General features: G+C 68.1%; 12 protein-coding genes. 9 read left to right on the top strand and 3 right to left on the bottom strand.

The features are described from left to right. Positions 1–61: 61 nt before the first annotated feature. The gene (locus ACZ7L5_RS15820; RefSeq protein WP_471517080.1) at positions 62–1561 is read right to left on the bottom strand and encodes a glycosyltransferase family 87 protein; all 1500 of its coding nucleotides are present in this window, start codon (positions 1559–1561) and stop codon (positions 62–64) included. Positions 1562–1804: 243 nt separating this feature from the next. Then, positions 1805–4501, bottom strand: coding sequence for a transglycosylase domain-containing protein (locus ACZ7L5_RS15815; RefSeq protein ID WP_471517079.1), 2697 nt, complete (start codon positions 4499–4501; stop codon positions 1805–1807). Positions 4502–4853: 352 nt separating this feature from the next. Here ACZ7L5_RS15815 and ACZ7L5_RS15810 point away from each other — a divergent pair, with 352 nt between their 5' ends. From ACZ7L5_RS15810 to ACZ7L5_RS15795, 4 genes are all read left to right on the top strand, one after another. Next, positions 4854–5537 carry a PadR family transcriptional regulator gene (locus ACZ7L5_RS15810; protein ID WP_471517077.1) on the top strand — a complete coding sequence of 228 codons (684 nt, stop codon included), beginning with the start codon at positions 4854–4856 and terminating at the stop codon, positions 5535–5537. Between the two features lie 44 nt (positions 5538–5581). Next, positions 5582–6664 carry an inositol-3-phosphate synthase gene (locus ACZ7L5_RS15805; protein ID WP_328880540.1) on the top strand — a complete coding sequence of 361 codons (1083 nt, stop codon included), beginning with the start codon at positions 5582–5584 and terminating at the stop codon, positions 6662–6664. A 118-nt stretch (positions 6665–6782) separates the two neighbouring features. Beyond that, positions 6783–8060: an MFS transporter gene (locus tag ACZ7L5_RS15800; RefSeq protein WP_471517076.1), complete on the top strand. Its 1278-nt coding sequence runs from the start codon at positions 6783–6785 to the stop codon at positions 8058–8060. 108 nt (positions 8061–8168) lie between these two features. Continuing rightward, positions 8169–8699, top strand: a complete 531-nt coding sequence (locus tag ACZ7L5_RS15795; RefSeq protein ID WP_328880538.1) for an LppU/SCO3897 family protein — start codon at positions 8169–8171, stop codon at positions 8697–8699. Positions 8700–8816: 117 nt separating this feature from the next. Here ACZ7L5_RS15795 and ACZ7L5_RS15790 read toward each other — a convergent pair whose 3' ends face one another. Then, positions 8817–10259 (bottom strand): CCA tRNA nucleotidyltransferase, encoded by a 1443-nt coding sequence (locus ACZ7L5_RS15790; RefSeq protein ID WP_471517075.1) that lies wholly within the window; start codon positions 10257–10259, stop codon positions 8817–8819. Positions 10260–10529: 270 nt separating this feature from the next. Between ACZ7L5_RS15790 and ACZ7L5_RS15785 the strand changes: the two genes are divergently transcribed. The 5 genes from ACZ7L5_RS15785 to ACZ7L5_RS15765 all read left to right on the top strand — a co-directional run bounded on the left by ACZ7L5_RS15785 (position 10530) and on the right by ACZ7L5_RS15765 (position 18788). Next, positions 10530–12938 carry a DUF6049 family protein gene (locus ACZ7L5_RS15785; protein WP_471517074.1) on the top strand — a complete coding sequence of 803 codons (2409 nt, stop codon included), beginning with the start codon at positions 10530–10532 and terminating at the stop codon, positions 12936–12938. Between the two features lie 45 nt (positions 12939–12983). Beyond that, a complete protein-coding gene (murJ, locus tag ACZ7L5_RS15780; RefSeq protein WP_471517073.1) occupies positions 12984–15230 on the top strand; it encodes a murein biosynthesis integral membrane protein MurJ in 2247 nt (748 codons plus the stop codon). A 137-nt stretch (positions 15231–15367) separates the two neighbouring features. Beyond that, positions 15368–17086 carry a protein kinase family protein gene (locus ACZ7L5_RS15775; RefSeq protein ID WP_471517072.1) on the top strand — a complete coding sequence of 573 codons (1719 nt, stop codon included), beginning with the start codon at positions 15368–15370 and terminating at the stop codon, positions 17084–17086. Between the two features lie 29 nt (positions 17087–17115). Beyond that, positions 17116–17853, top strand: coding sequence for an RNA polymerase sigma factor SigM (sigM, locus tag ACZ7L5_RS15770; RefSeq protein ID WP_471517071.1), 738 nt, complete (start codon positions 17116–17118; stop codon positions 17851–17853). Continuing rightward, complete coding sequence (locus ACZ7L5_RS15765; RefSeq protein ID WP_471517070.1) at positions 17850–18788, top strand: anti-sigma factor family protein; 939 nt, start codon at positions 17850–17852, stop codon at positions 18786–18788. Before sigM ends, ACZ7L5_RS15765 begins: the two co-directional genes overlap by 4 nt. The last annotated feature ends 43 nt before the right edge of the window (positions 18789–18831 follow it).

Below are 18831 nucleotides of genomic sequence, written 5' to 3'. Positions count from 1 at the left end.
TGTCCCGTGTACGGCCTTTCGCCTGTACGGCCTTCGTGAAGGCTCCCTAGGCCGTGTTCGCTCAGAGCGAACCGCTTGCCGCCCCCCGGCTGCCCCACTCCACCTGCGGCCCCTCGAAGTGGGCCGCGTGCCGCGGTGGATGGGCTGCGGGGCCGAGCACGAACACGTCCTCCGCCCCGTCGAGGACGCCGCCCGACGGGTCGTCGTCGCCGGCACGGCGCACCGGGTCCCGCTCCGGCATGAGGATGTCCCGAACGATCACGGCGCACATGTACAGCGTTCCCAGCAGGTGCACGCCGATGGCCCAGTGGTAGCCGTCGGGCGGCAGTCCCTTGTGGGCGTTCCCACTGGTCGTGTACGCGAGGTACAGCCAGATTCCGAGGAAGTACGCCACCTCGCACGCCTGCCAGATGAGGAAGTCCCGCCACCTCGGCCGGGCCAGCACCGCCAGAGGCACCAGCCACAGGACGTACTGCGGCGAGTAGACCTTGTTGGTGAGGATGAATGCCGCGACGATCAGGAAGGCCAGCTGGGCGAAGCGCGGGCGACGCGGCGCGGTCAGCGTGAGCGCGGCGACGCCGGCACAGCACAGCAGCATCAGCAGCGTGGCGAGCGTGTTCACCGTCTCGGTGCTCAGCGGGTCGCTGGAGTTCTGCGCCAGGATCAGCCAGAAGGAGCCGAAGTCCACGCCTCGCTCCTGGCTGAAGCGGTAGAACTGCGACCAGCCGTCCCAGGCCAGGAGCATCACCGGAAGGTTCACGACCAGCCAGGCCACCGCCGTGCCGCCCAGCGCCTTCCCGAAGTCCCGCCACTTGCCCGCGCGCCAGCACAGGACGAACAGCGGGCCGAGCAAGAAGACGGGATAGAGCTTGGCGGCCGTGGCGAGCCCCAGGAGGACGCCGAAGGCGAGCGCGCGGCCACGTGACCACATCAGCATTGCCGCGGCCGTCAGGGCGACGGCCAGCAGGTCCCAGTTGATGGTCGCGGTCAGGGCGAAGGCCGGCGCCAGGGCGACCAGCAGGCCGTCCCAGGGACGCCTGGCGTGCGTGCGGGTCACGCAGACGGCGATGACGGCCGCGCAGACCATCAGCATCCCGGCGTTGACCATCCAGTACCACTGCTCCTGGTCCTGGATGCTGCCGCTGCCCGTAGTGAGCCAGGAGGCGACTTCCATGAACACACCGGTCAGCACCGGGTATTCGAGGTACTCCATGTCGCCGGGGAGCTTGTCGAAGTACGGCACCAGCCCATCGGCGAAACCGCGCCCCTGGAACAGGTGCGGGATGTCCGAGTAGCAGGCATGCGTGTACTGCGAGCTGGCGCCGAAGAACCAGGCGCCGTTGTAGCAGGGTGCCTTCTGGACCAGCCCGAGGGCGAACATGCCGATCGCCACGAGCACGATGATCCGCACGGGAGTCCACCAGGACGTCCCGAGCAGGGCACGCCGTCCGATGGGGCCACCGATCAGCTCACTCCCGTTGGCGGCGACCTCGTCCTCTCGGGTCGGCCGCACCAGGTCCGGCTCGTGCGCGCTTGTGGGCGTCGTCTCTGCACTGGGCATGGGCACATCCTGCCGTACGTGTCTGAGGACGGTGCGAGGCGACGGGATGAGGCGGTTGAGTGTTTCACGTGAAACCGACGTTTCACGTGAAACAGGCCTTCGCCCGAGACCGCCCGCCCGCGGCCTTTCTATGACGAAGGCCGGGTTCTCATGACCAAGGCCTGGTTCTCATGACGAAGGCCGGTGGTCGGCACCCCGCTGCGTGGATGCCGGCCGCCGGCCTTCTGGCGTCATACGAGCCCGTCAGCCTGACGGTCCGCCGAAGATGCCGCCGTTGCCGTTGCCATTGCCGTTGTTGTTGCCGTCCGTCTCGGTTTCCGTAGGCGTCGGCGTGGAGGTCACGCCGCCGTCCGTGCCGCCGTTGTCCGAGCCTCCGACGTCGTTGCACTGGAAGCCGAAGCAGGTCTCGGTAGGCGTAGGCGTCGGCGAGGTCAGCGACTCGCTGGGCGTCGGGCTCGGAGTCGGGCTGGTTTCCTCGGTCTCGCTGGGCGTGGGAGAGGGCGTCGGCGTGGGGATGTCGTTGACGACCTCACCGATGGGCGTCGGCACCGGGAATGGTGTCGGGGTGGTGCCCTTCAGCGCCTGCTCCATGTAGTCGTGCCAGATCTCGGCCGGGAACGAAGCACCGTGAATCTTCTCCTGGCCACCCGTTCCGAACATCTTCAGGAACTCGCGGTTCTGGTTCTTCTCGTCGTCGTCCAGCCTGAACATCGCGATCGACGTCGACAGCTGCGGGGTGTAGCCCACGAACCAGGCCGACCGGTTGCCGTCCGTCGTACCCGTCTTGCCGGCCACCTGACGATCGCTGAGCTGCGCGCTGGTACCCGTACCCTTGTCGACCACCGTCTTGAGGACGTCCGTGACGTTGTCGGCGACCTCCGGGGTGAAGGCCTCCTTGGTCTCGGCCTTGTGGGAGAAGACCTCGCCGTCCTTGTCCGTCACCTTCTTGACGGAGTAGGGAGCACGCTGCTTCCCGCTGGAAGCGAAGGTGGCGTAGGCGCCCGCCATGCGGATCGCGCTGGGCTGAGAGGTGCCGATGGAGAAGGACGGGTAGTCCGTACCGGTCAGACTGCTCTCCAGGATTCCGGCGTCCTCGGCCGCCTCCTTCACCTTGTCCAGCCCGATGTCCATGCCGAGCTGCACGAAGGCGGAGTTCACCGAGTTCCTCATCGCCTCGCGGAGGTCGATCCGGTAGGCGGGAGGAGTGCCGTACGACTCATCGCCGTCGTTGACCTGGTTCCACTCCTTACCCTTCTCGTCCCGCCAGATGTCGCCCTTGTAGTCCCTGATCTTGAGCTTGTTCTTGCCGCTGTACAGGCTCTTCGGCGACACCTGGGTGCGCTCGTCCTGAGCCTGTTCCCCTTCGAGGTCCGGGTTCCGTACGCCCCACTTCATCGCGGCCGCGAGTACGAACGGCTTGAACGTCGAACCGACCTGGGCGCCGGTGACGTCGGCGTTGTTGGTGAAGTGCTTGGTCGCGTCCGCACCGCCGTAGATGGCTTTGATGGCACCGGTCGCCGGATCCACCGAAGCCCCGCCGAACTGGACGTGGGTGTCCGTCTTCGGACGCTCCTCGGGCTTGATGTTCGCCTTCTGGACCTTCTTCACCGCGTTCTCGAGTTCCTTGACCTTCTTCTTGTCGAAAGTCGTCTGGATCGAGAGGCCACCCGCTCGCAGCTTCTGCTCGGTGATTTTGGTCGTCTTGCTGTTGTTGACCAGGTAACCGTTGGCGAGATCCACGAGGTAGCCGATCTGGCCGCTCAGCGCGGAGTTGAAGCGCGGGTTCTTCCATTCGGGCAGCTTGGTGTACTTGGCTCGCACCTCAGGGCTCAGATGCCCGTACTGCACCATCTTGTCGAGGGTGTCCTGCATCTGGACCAAGGCGCGCTTCTTGTTGGCCTCGGGAGAGGCCGCCGAATCAATGGACGCCGAACCCGCCGGGTCGTAGTACGTGGCGCCCTTGAGCATGGCCGCCAGGAAGGCGCATTCACCCTCGTTCAGCCTGATGGCGTCCTTGTTGAAGTACGCGCGGGCGGCAGCCTGGATCCCGTAGGCGTTGCGCCCGTAGTAAGCGGAGTTCAGGTAGCCGGCCATGATGTCGTCCTTCGACACCGTGGTGCCCACCTTGACCGAGATGAAGATCTCCTTGAACTTCCGCGAGAGCGTCTGAGACTGGTCACCCAGCCTCGCGTTCTTCACGTACTGCTGGGTGATGGTGGAACCACCCTGCGTCTCGCCACCGGTGGCCATGTTGAACACGGCGCGGGCGATGCCCTTCGGGTCGATGCCGCTGTCGCTCTTGAAGGTCTTGTTCTCCTGCGAGATCACGGCGTTCTGCATCGCCTTGGGAATCTGCGACAGGTTGATGATCTGCCGGTTGGTCTCACCACCGGTGGAGACCATCTCGCTCTCGTCGCTCCAGTAGTAAACGTTGTTCTGCGCCGTAGCGGTCTCGTCGACCTTGGGGACGCCCACCATGGCGTAACCGATGCCGGCCACGGCCACCAGACTTCCGAGGAAACCGACGAAGAGGCCCGCCACGAGCTTCCATGACGGCACCCAGCGCGCGACGCCGTACTTGCCCGCCCGCGGATAGTCGACGAACCGCTTCTTTCCGGGGGGAGCGGCACGCCCTCGGCCCCGTCCGGGACCGGCAGCGCCGCCAGGAGCGGCGCGGCGGCCGCCCCGGCCCGGTGGCTCCGCCGCTCTGCGGCGGCTGCCGCCGCCTCTCTGGGCCGCGCGTCGTGCCTCGGCACGCCCGCCGTACGGACGTTCTTCGCCTTCCGAACCGCTGAAACCCGACCCGTACGAGTCGGAAGGAGATCCGGTGGCGCCTCGCGGTGCCGCTCGGCGGCCGGAGGACGAGCCGGACTGGCCGCGTCGGGCCGCGGCACGTCCGCCTTCCTGCGGCTGCGGCGGTTTGCGACGGTGCTCGCTCATCGAACGACTACTCCTCGGGCAGGCGCACCCCTGCGCGCCTGACAACGGCGGCTGATTTCCGGTCCCCCCGAAGTACGGATGTGGTCGGTTCTGCATTCACCCGTACTGCACCAAGGACAACGACGCCCTCAGGTGTCACGCGGTTCCCGGTGCTGTGCATGGCGCACAGACTACGCACCGTCAAAGCCTGCCTAGTTCCGAACTTCACCCCAAATCAGGCAACTCGCTCCACATGAATCGTTGATGTGATCCCGTTCACCGTTCCCCCACTTGTCGCGCCCGGAAGGCCGTTCTATCGTCTAGATGTATCGAGTCGATACATCAGCGCGAGATATGACGAGGAGGCGAGGGGATGAGCCGACGGTCCGGGATCCTCGAGTTCGCCGTCCTCGGACTGCTCCGCGAGTCCCCCATGCACGGCTACGAGCTGCGCAAACGACTCAATACGTCACTGGGCGTGTTCCGCGCGTTCAGCTACGGCACGCTCTACCCCTGCCTCAAGACGCTGGTCGCCAACGGCTGGTTGATCGAGGAACCGGGGCACACCGCCGAGGACGCCCTTGCCGCACCACTCGCGGGGCGCCGCGCGAAAATCGTCTACCGGTTGACGGCGGAAGGTAAGGAGCACTTCGAGGAACTGCTCTCGCAGACCGGCCCCGACGCGTACGAGGACGAGCACTTCGCTGCCCGATTTGCCTTCTTCGGACGCACGCCGCAGGACGTGCGCATGCGCGTGCTGGAGGGCCGACGCAGCCGGCTGGAGGAGCGTCTGGAGAAGATGCGCGCCTCCCTGTCACGCACGCGGGAGCGCCTCGACGACTACACGCTTGAGCTCCAGCGCCACGGGATGGAGTCCGTGGAGCGCGAAGTGCGCTGGCTGAACGAGCTCATCGAAAGCGAGCGGGCCGGGCGGGACCTGAAGGGTTCCGCTTCCGGGGGGTCCGCTCAGCAGGACACCACAAATGGAGAGCCGGGCGATCTGCCCCGTCCTGGGGTCACCCCCAGGACGGATTCGCCCGGCGACACCGCCACGTGAGAGCTCAGTCAGGGCCTCACTCGTACACACAGGGAGCAACCGGAATGGGTTCGGTTCGCGTAGCCGTCGTCGGCGTGGGCAACTGCGCCGCGTCGCTGGTTCAGGGAGTCGAGTACTACAAGGACGCCGACCCGGCGTCCAAGGTCCCCGGCCTGATGCACGTGCAGTTCGGCGACTACCACGTCAGTGACGTCGAGTTCGTCGCCGCCTTCGATGTCGACGCGAAGAAGGTCGGCCTCGACCTCGTTGACGCCATCGGCGCCAGTGAGAACAACACCATCAAGATCTGCGACGTGCCCCGCTCCGGCGTGACCGTCCAGCGCGGCCACACCCTGGACGGTCTCGGCAAGTACTACCGCGAGACCATCGAGGAGTCCGCCGAGGCCCCGGTCGACATCGTTCAGATCCTCAAGGACAAGCAGGTCGACGTCCTCGTCTGCTACCTGCCCGTCGGCTCCGAGGACGCGGCGAAGTTCTACGCCCAGTGCGCCATCGACGCCAAGGTCGCCTTCGTCAACGCCCTGCCGGTCTTCATCGCCGGTACGAAGGAGTGGGCGGACAAGTTCACCGAGGCGGGCGTCCCGATCGTCGGCGACGACATCAAGTCCCAGGTCGGTGCCACCATCACGCACCGCGTCATGGCGAAGCTCTTCGAGGACCGCGGCGTCATCCTGGACCGCACGATGCAGCTGAACGTCGGCGGCAACATGGACTTCAAGAACATGCTCGAGCGCGAGCGCCTGGAGTCCAAGAAGATCTCCAAGACGCAGGCCGTCACCTCGCAGATCCCCGACCGTGAGCTCGGCGAGAAGAACGTCCACATCGGCCCGTCGGACTACGTGGCGTGGCTCGACGACCGCAAGTGGGCCTACGTGCGCCTCGAGGGCCGCGCCTTCGGTGACGTTCCGCTGAACCTGGAGTACAAGCTCGAGGTCTGGGACTCCCCGAACTCCGCCGGCGTCATCATCGACGCCCTGCGCGCCGCGAAGATCGCCAAGGACCGCGGCATCGGCGGCCCGATCCTCTCGGCGTCGAGCTACTTCATGAAGTCCCCGCCGGTGCAGTACTTCGACGACGTGGCCCGCGAGAACGTCGAGAAGTTCATCAAGGGCGAGGTCGAGCGCTAGCGAGACCCAGCCGTGCGCCAAGCACCGCGGCGCCGCAGTTGAACGCTCCTGCCAGAGCTGCCGAGGGTCCCCGGGTTGCACCGCCCGGGGACCCTCCCCGTATGTGAGGCTGTGCCCCATGTCCGTGGTACGCGACCTGCGGGTCCTGTTGCGCTTCGGGAACTTCCGGCGCCTGCTCGTCGTACGCCTGCTCTCGCAGGGCGCCGACGGCGTCTACCAGACCGCGCTCGCCACGTACGTCGTCTTCTCCCCGGAGAAACAGACGTCGGCCACCGCGATCGCCTCGGCGATGGCCGTCCTGCTCCTGCCCTACTCCCTGGTGGGCCCCTTCTCCGGCGTCCTCCTGGACCGCTGGCGCCGCCGCCAGGTCCTTCTGTACGGCAGCCTGCTGCGCACCGTGCTGGCCTCGGCGACGGCCGTCCTGATCATCACCGACGTACCGGACTGGCTCTTCTACGTCTCGGCCCTGTGCGTCACCGCCGTCAACCGCTTCGTCCTGTCCGGCCTGTCCGCCGCACTGCCGCGGGTGGTCGACGAAGAGCGCCTGGTGATCGCCAACTCCCTTTCCCCGACCGCCGGAACACTCGCCGCGACGGCGGGCGCCGGTCTGGCCTTCGTCGTACGGCTGGTGGCCTGGGACTCCGACGCGGCCGTGGTGCTCCTGGGCGCCGCCCTGTACTTGTGCGCGGGACTGGCGGCCCTGCGCATGTCACGGGAACTGCTAGGCCCCGATCGCGAGTTGGTGCAGCCACGCATAGCGACGGCCCTGGCCGGCACCGCGCGCGACCTGGCGGCGGGTGTACGCCATCTCGCCGCTCCGCCGCGCCGGGAGGCCGTCTGGGCTCTGCTCACGATGACCCTGATGCGCTTCTGCTACGGCGCCCTGCTGGTCATGCTGCTGATGCTGTGCCGGTACGCCTTCTCGACGAACGCGGATGACGGACTCGCCCTGCTGGGGCTGGCGTTGGGCATCTCCGGTGCCGGCTTCTTCGCGGCGGCCCTGGCAACCCCCTGGGCGGCGGGGCGTCTGGGTCCCGGTCGCTGGATCGCCGTGTGCGCGGGGATCGCCGCACTGCTGGTGCCCGCGCTCGGCCTGCCCTTCGCCGCAACTCCCATGCTGGTCGCGGCTTTCGTACTCGGCACGGCGACGCAGGGAGCAAAGATCGCGACGGACACGATCGTGCAATCCTCGGTCGAGGACGGCTTCCGTGGCCGGATCTTCTCGCTCTACGACGTGCTGTTCAACGTCGCGTTCGTCGGTGCGGCCGGAGTGGCCGCCCTGGTACTGCCGCCGGACGGCCGCTCGGCACATCTGGTGGTCGCAGTCGCCGTTGTCTACGCGGCAGTTGCGGTGGCTATGGCCCGCTTTGAACACCGCTCTGTGTCACATCAATGACACGGAGTCCCCCTGGGCTACGGGACTGTCAGTGGTGCCCGGTAACTTACGTGCGTCTTATAACGCGCATTGTTCGCGCCACGCACCCATGTTCCAGGGGGACCCCAAGTGACAACTCCGCCGCCCCAAGGCAACCCGTTCGCCCAGGGCCAGAACCCGTACGCCCAGGGTCAGCAGCCCTACGGCCAGCCTCAGGGCCAGGCCCCGTACCCGCCCCAGGGCGGCTACCCGCAGCAGCCGGGGCAGCCGGGGTTCCCTCCGCAGGGCGCGGCGCCGTATGCGCCGGTTCCGCCGCAGCAGCCCGGCCGCCGGTTCAGCTTTAAGACGATCAAGAACGTTGCTGCCGTCGCCATCGTCGGCATCATGCTCGTCGTCGGCTACATAATCAGCCTGGACGACGCCGAGAACGCCGCGGTGGGCGACTGCCTGAAGTCAAGCTCCTCGTCGTCCTCGAACGACCGCATGGAGGTCGTGGACTGCACCTCCTCCGAGGCCGAGGCCAAGGTGCTCAAGAAGATCGACGGTACCTACACCTCGCTGACGGCCGAGACCGAGTGCCGCAAGGTCAGCGGCGCCACCAGCTTCTACGCCCAGACCGGCGACGGCGACAACTTCCTGCTGTGCCTGTCGGACGTCTGATCTGACCTCTCCACCTACTGAGGGGCGGTGTTTCACGTGAAACACCGCCCCTCAGCACTTGCTGCTCTCCACGGAGCCGGGTCATGTTTCACGTGAAACATCGCCCGGCTGCAAGCCTCAGTCCTGCTCGGCCCACCACTCCTTGAGTGCAGCCACGGCCTCGCCGTGCCCCATCGGCCCGTGCTCCAGCCGCAGTTCCAGCATCTGCTTGTACGCGCGGCCGATGACAGGGCCTGGACCGACGCCAAGGATCTCCATGATCTGATTGCCGTCGAGGTCGGGGCGGATGGCGTCCAGTTCCTCCTGCTCCTGGAGCTGAGCGATCCGCTCCTCCAGGCCGTCGTAGGCGCGGGACAGCGCAGCCGCCCTGCGCTTGTTCCGCGTGGTGCAGTCCGAGCGGGTCAGCTTGTGGAGGCGGTCCAGGAGCGGACCGGCGTCACGGACATAGCGGCGGACGGCGGAGTCCGTCCACTCTCCGGTGCCGTAGCCGTGGAAGCGCAGGTGGAGTTCGACCAGACGTGAGACGTCCTTCACCAGCTCGTTGGAGTATTTCAGCGCCGTCATGCGCTTCTTCGTCATCTTCGCGCCAACCACCTCGTGGTGGTGGAACGAGACCCGGCCGTCCTTCTCGAAGCGACGCGTGCGGGGCTTGCCGATGTCGTGCAGCAGCGCGGCCAGGCGGAGGGTCAGGTCGGGACCGTTCTCCTCCAGTGCCATCGCCTGCTCCAGGACGATCAGCGTGTGCTCGTACACGTCCTTGTGGCGGTGGTGCTCGTCACTCTCCAGCCGCAGGGCCGGCAGCTCGGGCAGCACACGGTCGGAAAGCCCGGTATCCACCAGGAGCCTCAGCCCCTTGCGCGGGTGGGCGGAAAGGATCAACTTGTTCAGCTCGTCCCGCACCCGCTCCGCCGAGACGATCTCGATCCGCCCCGACATCTCCTGCATGGCAGTGACAACCTCGGGAGCGACCTCGAAGTCGAGCTGCGCCGCGAACCGCGCCGCCCGCATCATGCGCAGCGGGTCGTCCGAGAAGGACGCCTCGGGCGTGCCCGGCGTGCGCAGTACCCGCTCCGCGAGATCCTCCAGACCGCCGTGCGGGTCGATGAACTCCTTCTCCGGAAGCGCGACGGCCATCGCGTTCACGGTGAAGTCACGCCGGACGAGGTCTTCCTCGATCGAGTCGCCGTACGACACCTCCGGCTTGCGAGAGGTCCGGTCGTAAGCCTCCGATCGGTAGGTGGTCACCTCGATCTGGTAGCCGCCCTTCTGTGCTCCAACCGTGCCGAAGGCGATACCGACCTCCCACACGGCGTCCGCCCACGGGCGCACGATCTTCAGCACGTCCTCGGGACGGGCGTCGGTCGTGAAGTCCAGGTCGTTGCCGAGCCGGCCGAGCAGCGCGTCCCGGACCGATCCGCCGACCAGGGCGAGTGAGAACCCGGCCTCCTGGAAACGGCGGGCAAGGTCGTCGGCGACAGGGGCAACCCGCAGCAGTTCGCTCACCGCGCGGTGCTGCGCCTGGCTCAGGGCGCTGGGCTTTTCTTCGTTGGCGTTCGGCACAACAGCAGAGGGTACGTGGCCCGGCCGACCGTGGGCGCCCCCATTAAACGTGCACACCGGAGGCCGCAGACAGCTCCATCGATACGCTCACAAGATCCGCCCTGGCGACCTTAAGAAACGCTCCTCTTTATACGGGCACATACGGGACAGGCCGACGGCGAGTACCGATCTTGTGGAGGAGACCGCGGCACTTCCCCTCAGCGCGCATCGTTACCATGCGTGGACGCACATTCCGACGACCACTGACGACGACGAGGGACGGACGAGCGCGTGGCCGAGGCGGCAGACTTCCAGGGGATGACTCCCTCACCTGCCCGCCGGTGGATGCGGCGCACCGGAGCACTGCTTGCCGGGGCGCCTCTGCTGGCAGGGCTGCTTCAGCTGCCCACCGCCGCCCCCACGCAGGCTGCGGGGCAGGACTCCGTGAAGGCCGCTGCCGGCTCGGGCACGGTGGCTGTCGCTGTGGATTCGCTCACCCCCTCTGTCCCCAGTGAGGGCGACACACTGACCGTGTCCGGCACGGTGACCAACAAGGGGAAGCAGGCGGTCACGGACGCGCAGGTGGACCTGCGTCTCGGAGGCGCTCTCAACACCCGCTCGGCCATCGACAGGATCGCCGGGCGCGGCGACTACCAGCAGGGCGTCGACGCAGCCCCGGTGGGCGGGAAGTACGTCAAGGAGTTCCCCAAGCTCACCCCTGGCGTGTCCCAGCACTTCAACATCTCCGTGCCGGTCGACAAGCTGGACCTCGGCGAGGACGGCGTCTACGAGTTCGCCGTCTCCCTGTCCGGAGAGACGTCCGCGCGGCCGTGGGACCAGGTGCTCGGCATCCAGCGGACGTTCCTGCCCTGGCAGCCCGACGAAGCCGACACAAAGACCCGGACGACGGTCATGTGGCCGCTCATCTCCACCGCGCACATGACGGCTCAGACGGGGTCGAACGAGTCGCAGACGCCGGTCTTCCGTGACGACGATCTCGCCCAGGAGATCGCTCCCGGCGGGCGCCTCGAACAGCTCGTGTCGCTGGGCAAGGAGCTCGACGTCACCTGGGTGATCGACCCCGACCTGCTGGCCTCCGTGGACGCGATGACGGAGAGCTACCGCGTCCAGGGCGAGGGTGACTCGACAACCGCGGGCACTCACCAGGCGCTCGCCAAGCAGTGGCTGGCCGAGTTGCAGGAAGCAGTGCAGGACAAGGAGGTCGTCGCCCTGCCCTTCGGCGACCCCGACCTCGCTTCCCTGGCCCACAACGGCACGAACGTCACCGGCTCGCTCAGCCACCTCAAGGAAGCCTCCGACGTCGCTGCCGGCACCGTCGACTCGATCCTCCACGTGGAGCCGACCACCGACTTCGCCTGGCCCGTGAACGGCGCCGTCGACCCGTCCATCGTCAAGGTCGCCACTTCCGCCGGCGCGGACAAGATCATCGCCCGCAGTGACAGCCTGGCGGAGACGGCCGGCCTGCCTTACACGCCCTCCGCGTCCCGCCCCGTCGGCGGCGGTACGACAGCGGTCGTCACGGACGCACGGATGTCGACGCTGTTCCAGGGCAACCTGACCAGGGCGTCGAGTTCGACGCTCGCCGTGCAGAGGTTCCTGGCGCAGAGCCTGGCCCTCAACCTCCAGACGGACAATCAGCGCAACATCGTCGTCGCCCCGCAGCGGATGCCGACCGCGAGCCAGGCCCGCGCGATGGCCGAAGCGGTGGCGGCGCTCCAGGACGGCACGTGGTCCCAGTCCCAGGACCTCACGGCCGCCGCCACGGCCAAGCCCGACTCTTCCGCCACCACTCAGGTGCCGGCGGCGTCCAAGTACCCCTCCTCGCTGCGCAAGCAGGAGCTGCCGCGATCGGCCTTCACACAGATCGCGACCACGCAGGACAAGCTCGACAAGTTCAAGGTGATCCTCACCAACCAGGACCGGGTGGTGACCCCCTTCGGGCGGGCCATGAACCGGGAGATGTCCACGTCGTGGCGCGGCCGCTCCGCAGAGGCCGCGGACTATCGCAACAGCGTGGAAGCGTACGTCGACTCCCTGGCCGGCCAGGTCACGCTGATCGACAAGTCCGAGACCAAGCTGTCCGGACGCAGCGCCACGATCCCGGTGACGGTGCAGAACAACCTGGTGCAGGGCGCGGAGCACCTGGTGCTGCGACTCACCTCCAGCAGTCCGAGGCGACTGGAGATCGGTGGGGAGCGCTTCTACGAACAGCCCGTCGCGGTGTCCGGCGGGCACAGCCAGACGGTGAAGTTCCCCACGTCGGCTCAGGCCAACGGCCAGGCCACGGTCGTGGCCCAGCTGTACACGGAGGACGGCCAGAAGTACGGCGCACCCGTCACCTTCGACGTGAAGGTCACCGAGTTCACGGCCACCGTGATGCTGGTCATCGGCGGCGGTTTCCTCCTGCTCGTCCTCGCCGGGTTCCGTATGTACACGCAGCGCAAACGGGCCGCCGCCCGTGCGGCCGAAGAAGACGGGGCCGAGGAGACGAGCGATGCGGACGGCGATCCGGAGAACCCCGAAGGCCCCGAGGACCGTCTCACGCACGAGGACCTTCTTGAGGAGGAGTCCCGCACGAGCGCCCGGCAAAAGGCCCCGGAGCAGCCGAGTGACCCGACACCGGACACCGCAGCGGAAAGCGCCGACCCGTCCGGCACGGGTGAGAGAGTGGACCGTTGAGCAATGTCGTGGCCGGTGGGCCCGGGACGATGAGGTGGGGTAACCATGAACGCGCCGTACGACGGTGACCGCGGCCAGGCCGCGGGCCCCCCGGGGCACCCCGAGGGCCCGCCGCCCGAGGACGGCCAGGTACCGCCGCAGCACCCCGCGGACATGTACCTCCAGGACGCCTACGACCAGGACACCTACCGGGCCCAGGACCTCTCGTCCCAGGACCCGGTCGCAGAGGCCCTGTACGACCGTGCCGCGCACCCGCCGCCCCCACCGGGCACGTACCCGCCGCAGCAACAGCTGTACGCCCAGCCGCCCCAGTCGCCGTACGCCCCCGACCCCCAGGTGTGGGCGCAGACCCCGGCGCCCGAGCCGGAGGGCCCGACCCAGTACCTGCCGTACGGCGACGACCCCCGTACGACCCAGTACGTCGGCGTAGACGACCTCGTCACGCACTCCACCGAGAACCACCCGGAGCACGACGCCTTCGCACACCTCTTCCGCGACCAGCAGCAGGGCGGCCAGTACCAGCCGCCGACGGTCCCGGGGCCTTCCCCAGCGCCTGCCGGGGGCCCCTACCCGGGACCTGCGGCACCTGCCTCGGCCGCGGCCGAGGCCGCTGCGCCGGCGCCTGCGCCCGCTCCCGCCCCTGCGCCGGCCGCCAGGAAGGGCGGGCGGGCCGGCGGTCTGCTGAAGTCGAGCGCCGTGATGGCAGCGGGCACGATGGTGTCCCGGCTCACCGGCTTCGTCCGGTCCATGATGATCGTTTCGGCGCTGGGTCTCGGCCTGCTCGGCGACTCGTTCCAGGTCGCCTACCAGCTGCCGACGATGATCTACATCCTGACCGTCGGCGGCGGCCTCAACTCCGTCTTCGTGCCGCAGCTCGTGCGCGCGATGAAGGACGACGAGGACGGAGGCGAGGCGTACGCGAACCGGCTGCTGACCCTGGTGATGGTGGCGCTGGCCGCACTCACCGCCCTGGCCATGTTCGGCGCGCCACTCCTGGTCAGGGCCCTGTCCACTCCGGTCGCCAACGATCCCGCCGCCAACGAAGTGGCCGTCACCTTCACCCGCTACTTCCTGCCCTCGATCTTCTTCATGGGCGTTCACGTGGTGATGGGGCAGATCCTCAACGCCCGCGGCAAGTTCGGCGCGATGATGTGGACGCCGGTCCTCAACAACATCGTCATCATCGTGACGCTGGGAATGTTCCTCTGGGTGTACGGCACCGCGGAGCACTCCGGCATGTCCGTCACGAACATCCCGCCGGAGGGCCAGCGGCTCCTCGGCATCGGTGTTCTGCTCGGCCTGGTCGTCCAGGCCCTGGCGATGATCCCGTACCTGCGCGAGACAGGCTTCCGGCTGCGGCTGCGCTTCGACTGGAAGGGCCACGGTCTCGGCAAGGCAGCGATGCTCGCGAAGTGGACGATCCTGTTCGTCCTGGCCAACCAGGCGGGCGCGCTCGTGGTCACCCAGCTTTCCACCGCCGCCGGTGTCGACGCCGATGTCGACGGAACCGGCTTCGCCGCCTACGCCAACGCCCAGCTGATCTGGGGCCTGCCGCAGGCCATCATCACCGTCTCGCTGATGGCCGCCCTGCTGCCACGGCTCTCGCGCTCCGCCGCCGAGGGCGACAGCGGTGCCGTCCGGGACGACATCTCCCAGGGCCTGCGGACGACGGCCGTCGCCATCGTCCCCATCGCCTTCGGATTCCTGGCCCTGGGCATCCCGATGTGCACGCTGATGTTCGGCTCCTCGGGCACCAGCGAGGCCACCAACATGGGCTTCATGCTGATGGCCTTCGGCCTCGGCCTCATCCCGTACTCCGTGCAGTACGTGGTCCTGCGCGCCTTCTACGCCTACGAGGACACCCGGACCCCCTTCTACAACACGGTGATCGTCGCTGCGGTCAACGCCATCGCCTCGGCCGCCTGCTACTTCGTCATCCCGGCCCGCTGGGCCGTCGTCGGCATGGCCGCCTCCTACGGCCTGGCCTACGCGATCGGCGTCGGCATCGCCTGGAGCCGGCTGCGCAAGAAGCTGGGCGGCGACCTCGACGGCACCCGCGTGATGCGGACGTACGCCAGACTCTGCATCGCCTCGGTCCCCGCGGCCCTGCTGAGCGGTGCGGCCTGCTACGGGATCGCCCAGACCCTCGGCCAGGGTGTCGTCGGCTCCTTCGCCGCCCTGCTGGCCGGCGGAGCCGTTCTGCTCGGGATCTTCTTCGTAGCCGCCCGCAGGATGCGCATCGAGGAGCTGAACTCACTGGTCGGCATGGTCCGCGGGCGCCTGGGGCGCTGAACCTTGGGTAGGCGCACAACCATCGTCCGCCACCGTGTGTCGTGCATAGCGGCGGACTGTGGGCACAATTGGGTTCGGCGTCGGACGGCGCGCACTGAGTCGGACGGCGCGCAAGGAATGGGGAGGCAGGAACGACGGTGGTGGAACGGAGCACGGCTGCCGTCGACGTGGCAGACAACAGCGGCGATGAGCCGCTGACCGCTCAGGCGGACCAGTCCACGGCCGACGGGGTGGCCAAGAATCGGGAGCGGGACACGGACATCGACGAGGCACAGGGGAGTGGCGGGACCGAGGGTCCCGGAAAGGCCTCACCGCCCGAACTGCACAGCGGTCACAAACTCGCCAGACGCTACCGCCTCGAGGAGTGCGTCACCCGTCTGGACGGTTTCAGCAGCTGGCGTGCGGTCGACGAGAAGCTCCGTCGCGCCGTCGGCGTCCACATCCTGCCCGCGGATCACACTCGGGCCCGTTCCGTGCTGGCCGCTGCCCGCTCCTCCGCACTGCTCGGCGACCCCCGGTTCGTCCAGGTCCTCGACGCCGTCGAGGAGAACGACCTCGTCTACGTCGTTCACGAATGGCTCCCCGACGCCACCGAGCTGACCACGTTGCTCGCTTCCGGCCCGCTGGAGCCGTACGACATCTACCAGATGGTCACCCAGGTGTCCGCCGCCATGGCGGCCGCTCACCGCGAGGGCCTGGCGCATCTGCGTCTCAACCCGAACGCCGTGCTGCGCGCATCGACCGGCCAGTGGCGCATCCGCGGCCTCGCGGTGAACGCCGCCCTGCGCGGCATCAGCTCCGACACCCCGCAGCGCACCGACACGGAGGCCATCGGCGCCCTGCTGTACGCCGCGCTCACCCAGCGCTGGCCGTACGAGAGCGACGCCTACGGGCTGTCCGGGCTGCCCAAGGACATCGGGCTGATCGCCCCCGACCAGGTGCGCGCCGGCGTCCACCGGGGCCTGTCCGAGCTCGCCATGCGCGCGCTGGTCAACGACGGCGCGACCGCATCCCGCCACGAGTCCGCGTGCACGACGCCGGAGGAACTGGTGAAGGCGATCGGCGAGATGCCCCGCATCCGCCCGCCGGAGCCCTCGTTCACGGCCCCGCCGGACTATCAGCGCACGACGTACCAGCAGGGCACGTATGGCCGCCAGACGTCGCATCCGGGCGCCACTCAGCCGGTACCGACCCCGCCGCCCCCGCTGCAGAGCCGCACCGGCAAGGCCCTGAAGTGGGCCGTGTCGGCTCTCCTGATCGCGGCGCTGGGCCTCGGCAGCTGGCAGCTCGCTGACGCGCTCATGGACCAGGGCAACAATTCCGAGGACGGCAGCCAGACGCAGACGACGGACGACAACGACAAGAACGGCGACAACACCAAGCCGGTCCGTCCGATCAAGATCCAGAACGCCCAGGAGTACGTCGCCAAGGGCGGAGCCCAGGCTCCTGAGGACGTGGGGAAGACGTACGACGGCGACAGCTCGTCGTACTGGCGCACCAAGAGCTTCGTCGACGGTCCTGAGATGAATCCGGCCTTCAAGCCCGGCGTGGGCATCGTCTACGACCTCGGATCGTCTCAGTCGGTGTCGGCCGCTTCGATAGGGCTTCTTTACTCCGGCGACCACACGACCGTCGCGCTCTACGCGTCGGACTCCCTGACTCCCTCGTCGCTGGACTCGATGGAAAAGATCGGCACCGTCACGACAAACGGCACCAGTGCGACGGTGAAGGTCACCAAGTCGGTGAAGACCCAGTACGTTCTCGTGTGGCTCACCGCCATGCCTCATGCGGACGGTGACCAGTACAGCGGCTCCGGGTACAAGCAGGCCATCACCGACCTGAAGTTCACCGGCTAGAGCTCACCACGTTCAGGGGAGGGGGTCCGATGGCAGAGGGCACCGCACACCGCGAGGTGAGCGACCAGGATCTCCTGGCCCTCCATGTGAAGGGCGACCCCGATGCCTTCAGTGAGCTCGTGCGGCGTCACCGCGACCGACTCTGGGCGGTGGCGCTGCGGACGCTCGGAGACCGCGAGGAGGCCGCTGACGCCGTCCAGGACGCGCTCGTGTCCGCCTACCGGGCCGCCCACACCTTCAGAGGCCAGTCGGCCGTCACGACGTGGCTGCACCGGATCACCGTGAACGCCTGCCTGGACCGCGCTCGCAAGGCCGCCTCGCGGAAGACCTCCCCCGTCGACGACACCGAGCGCCTGGAGCAGTTGCTGGAGCCTCACGAGGAGGCATCCGCGCCGGCTGAGCGCAACGATCTGCATCGCCAGTTGTTGGAGGCTCTCGGCACGCTGCCGCCCGATCAGCGCGCGGCACTCGTCCTGGTGGACATGCAGGGATACCCCGTCGCGGAGGCTGCCCGGGTCCTCGATGTGCCGACCGGCACGGTCAAGAGCCGATGTGCGCGCGGCAGAGCCAGACTCCTGCCTCTCGTCACGCATCTACGACCGGAAAGCGCCCGCGGCGGCAAGGACTCCGGCGAGAGGCGGAACCGGACGGAGGGGGCATCCGTCCCACCGGCAGCGGGTCCTCATGACACGGCGCAAGCCAAGGATCCGCGTGATAGCGGGCCGAGTGATTCAGCAGCAGTGAAGGGCGGAGGTGGGCGAGCGTGACATCCACGACGGACACGGCCGGGCACCCGGACGTCACCGAGCTCTCCGACCTCACCGAGGGCGTGCTCCCTCCGGCCAGGACCACCGAGGTACGGAGTCATCTCGACCAGTGCGAACTGTGCGCGGACGTCCACGCCTCGCTTGAGGAGATCCGGGAGCTGCTCGGCACCCTGCCCGGCCCGGCGCGTATGCCCGCCGATGTCGCCGGCCGGATCGACGCTGCTCTCGCCGCTGAGGCGCTGCTGAACGCGACGGCGCCTGATGGCGTCGAGGCACCGACGCTGGGTGGGGATGCCCACGCTGCGGTCTCCGGTGCGGACGACGGCGCACATGTTTCACGTGAAACATCGGCAGCGGCGCATCGTCCGGCAGGGCACGCCCGCTCCTCGACCACCGGTCCCGGCCGCAAGAACCGCAAGGACCGCAAGAAGCCCGGGCGCCGCAGGGTGGCCGTCCTCGGTGCCGCCTTCACAGCTGCCGCTCTCGGACTCGGCTCCGTGCTGCTGACCTCACTGATGGGTGGCGGAGGGGCCGGTCCATCGGCTGATGGCGGGCAGACCACCGCCGACACCTTCTCCGCAGCGAAGATGGAGAAGCAGGTCACCGATCTCCTCGCCAAGAGCGAGAGCTCTCCAGGCAGCTCCCGCGGTCCCGACCGCAGCCTGGGCATGGAAGGCGGGTCCGACACTCAGAGCCCCAAGATCCTGCGTGAGATCACGGTGCCCGACTGCGTCAGGAAGGGCATCAACCGCGACGAAGCGGCGCTCGCCGCTGAGGAAGGCATCTACCAGGGCAAGGACGCTCTCCTCGTCGTGATGCCGGACGCCTCCGACGCCAGCCGGGTCACCGTCTACGTGGTGGACTCGACCTGTGTGAAGCAGCCGTCGTTGACTACGGCCGAGGTTCTCCTGAAGGACTCCTACCCGCGTTCCTGAGACCCGGCAGCTCGTCTCCGTCAGGCCCACCCAACCCCTACTC

It is taken from the genome of Streptomyces sp. NPDC107528, from assembly GCF_055639295.1.
Note: the sequence above shows the minus strand (reverse complement) of the source record. Positions and strands in the feature narration are given on the sequence as shown.

Bases quoted from the DNA above. Each gene is read 5' to 3' on its own strand.
- murJ (WP_471517073.1), top strand. From the start codon at position 12,984: ATGAACGCGCCGTACGACGGTGACCGCGGCCAGGCCGCGGGCCCCCCG.
- ACZ7L5_RS15810 (WP_471517077.1), top strand. From the start codon at position 4,854: ATGAGCCGACGGTCCGGGATCCTCGAGTTCGCCGTCCTCGGACTGCTC.
- ACZ7L5_RS15820 (WP_471517080.1), bottom strand. From the start codon at position 1,561: ATGCCCAGTGCAGAGACGACGCCCACAAGCGCGCACGAGCCGGACCTG.
- ACZ7L5_RS15815 (WP_471517079.1), bottom strand. From the start codon at position 4,501: ATGAGCGAGCACCGTCGCAAACCGCCGCAGCCGCAGGAAGGCGGACGT.
- sigM (WP_471517071.1), top strand. From the start codon at position 17,116: ATGGCAGAGGGCACCGCACACCGCGAGGTGAGCGACCAGGATCTCCTG.
- ACZ7L5_RS15805 (WP_328880540.1), top strand. From the start codon at position 5,582: ATGGGTTCGGTTCGCGTAGCCGTCGTCGGCGTGGGCAACTGCGCCGCG.
- ACZ7L5_RS15800 (WP_471517076.1), top strand. From the start codon at position 6,783: ATGTCCGTGGTACGCGACCTGCGGGTCCTGTTGCGCTTCGGGAACTTC.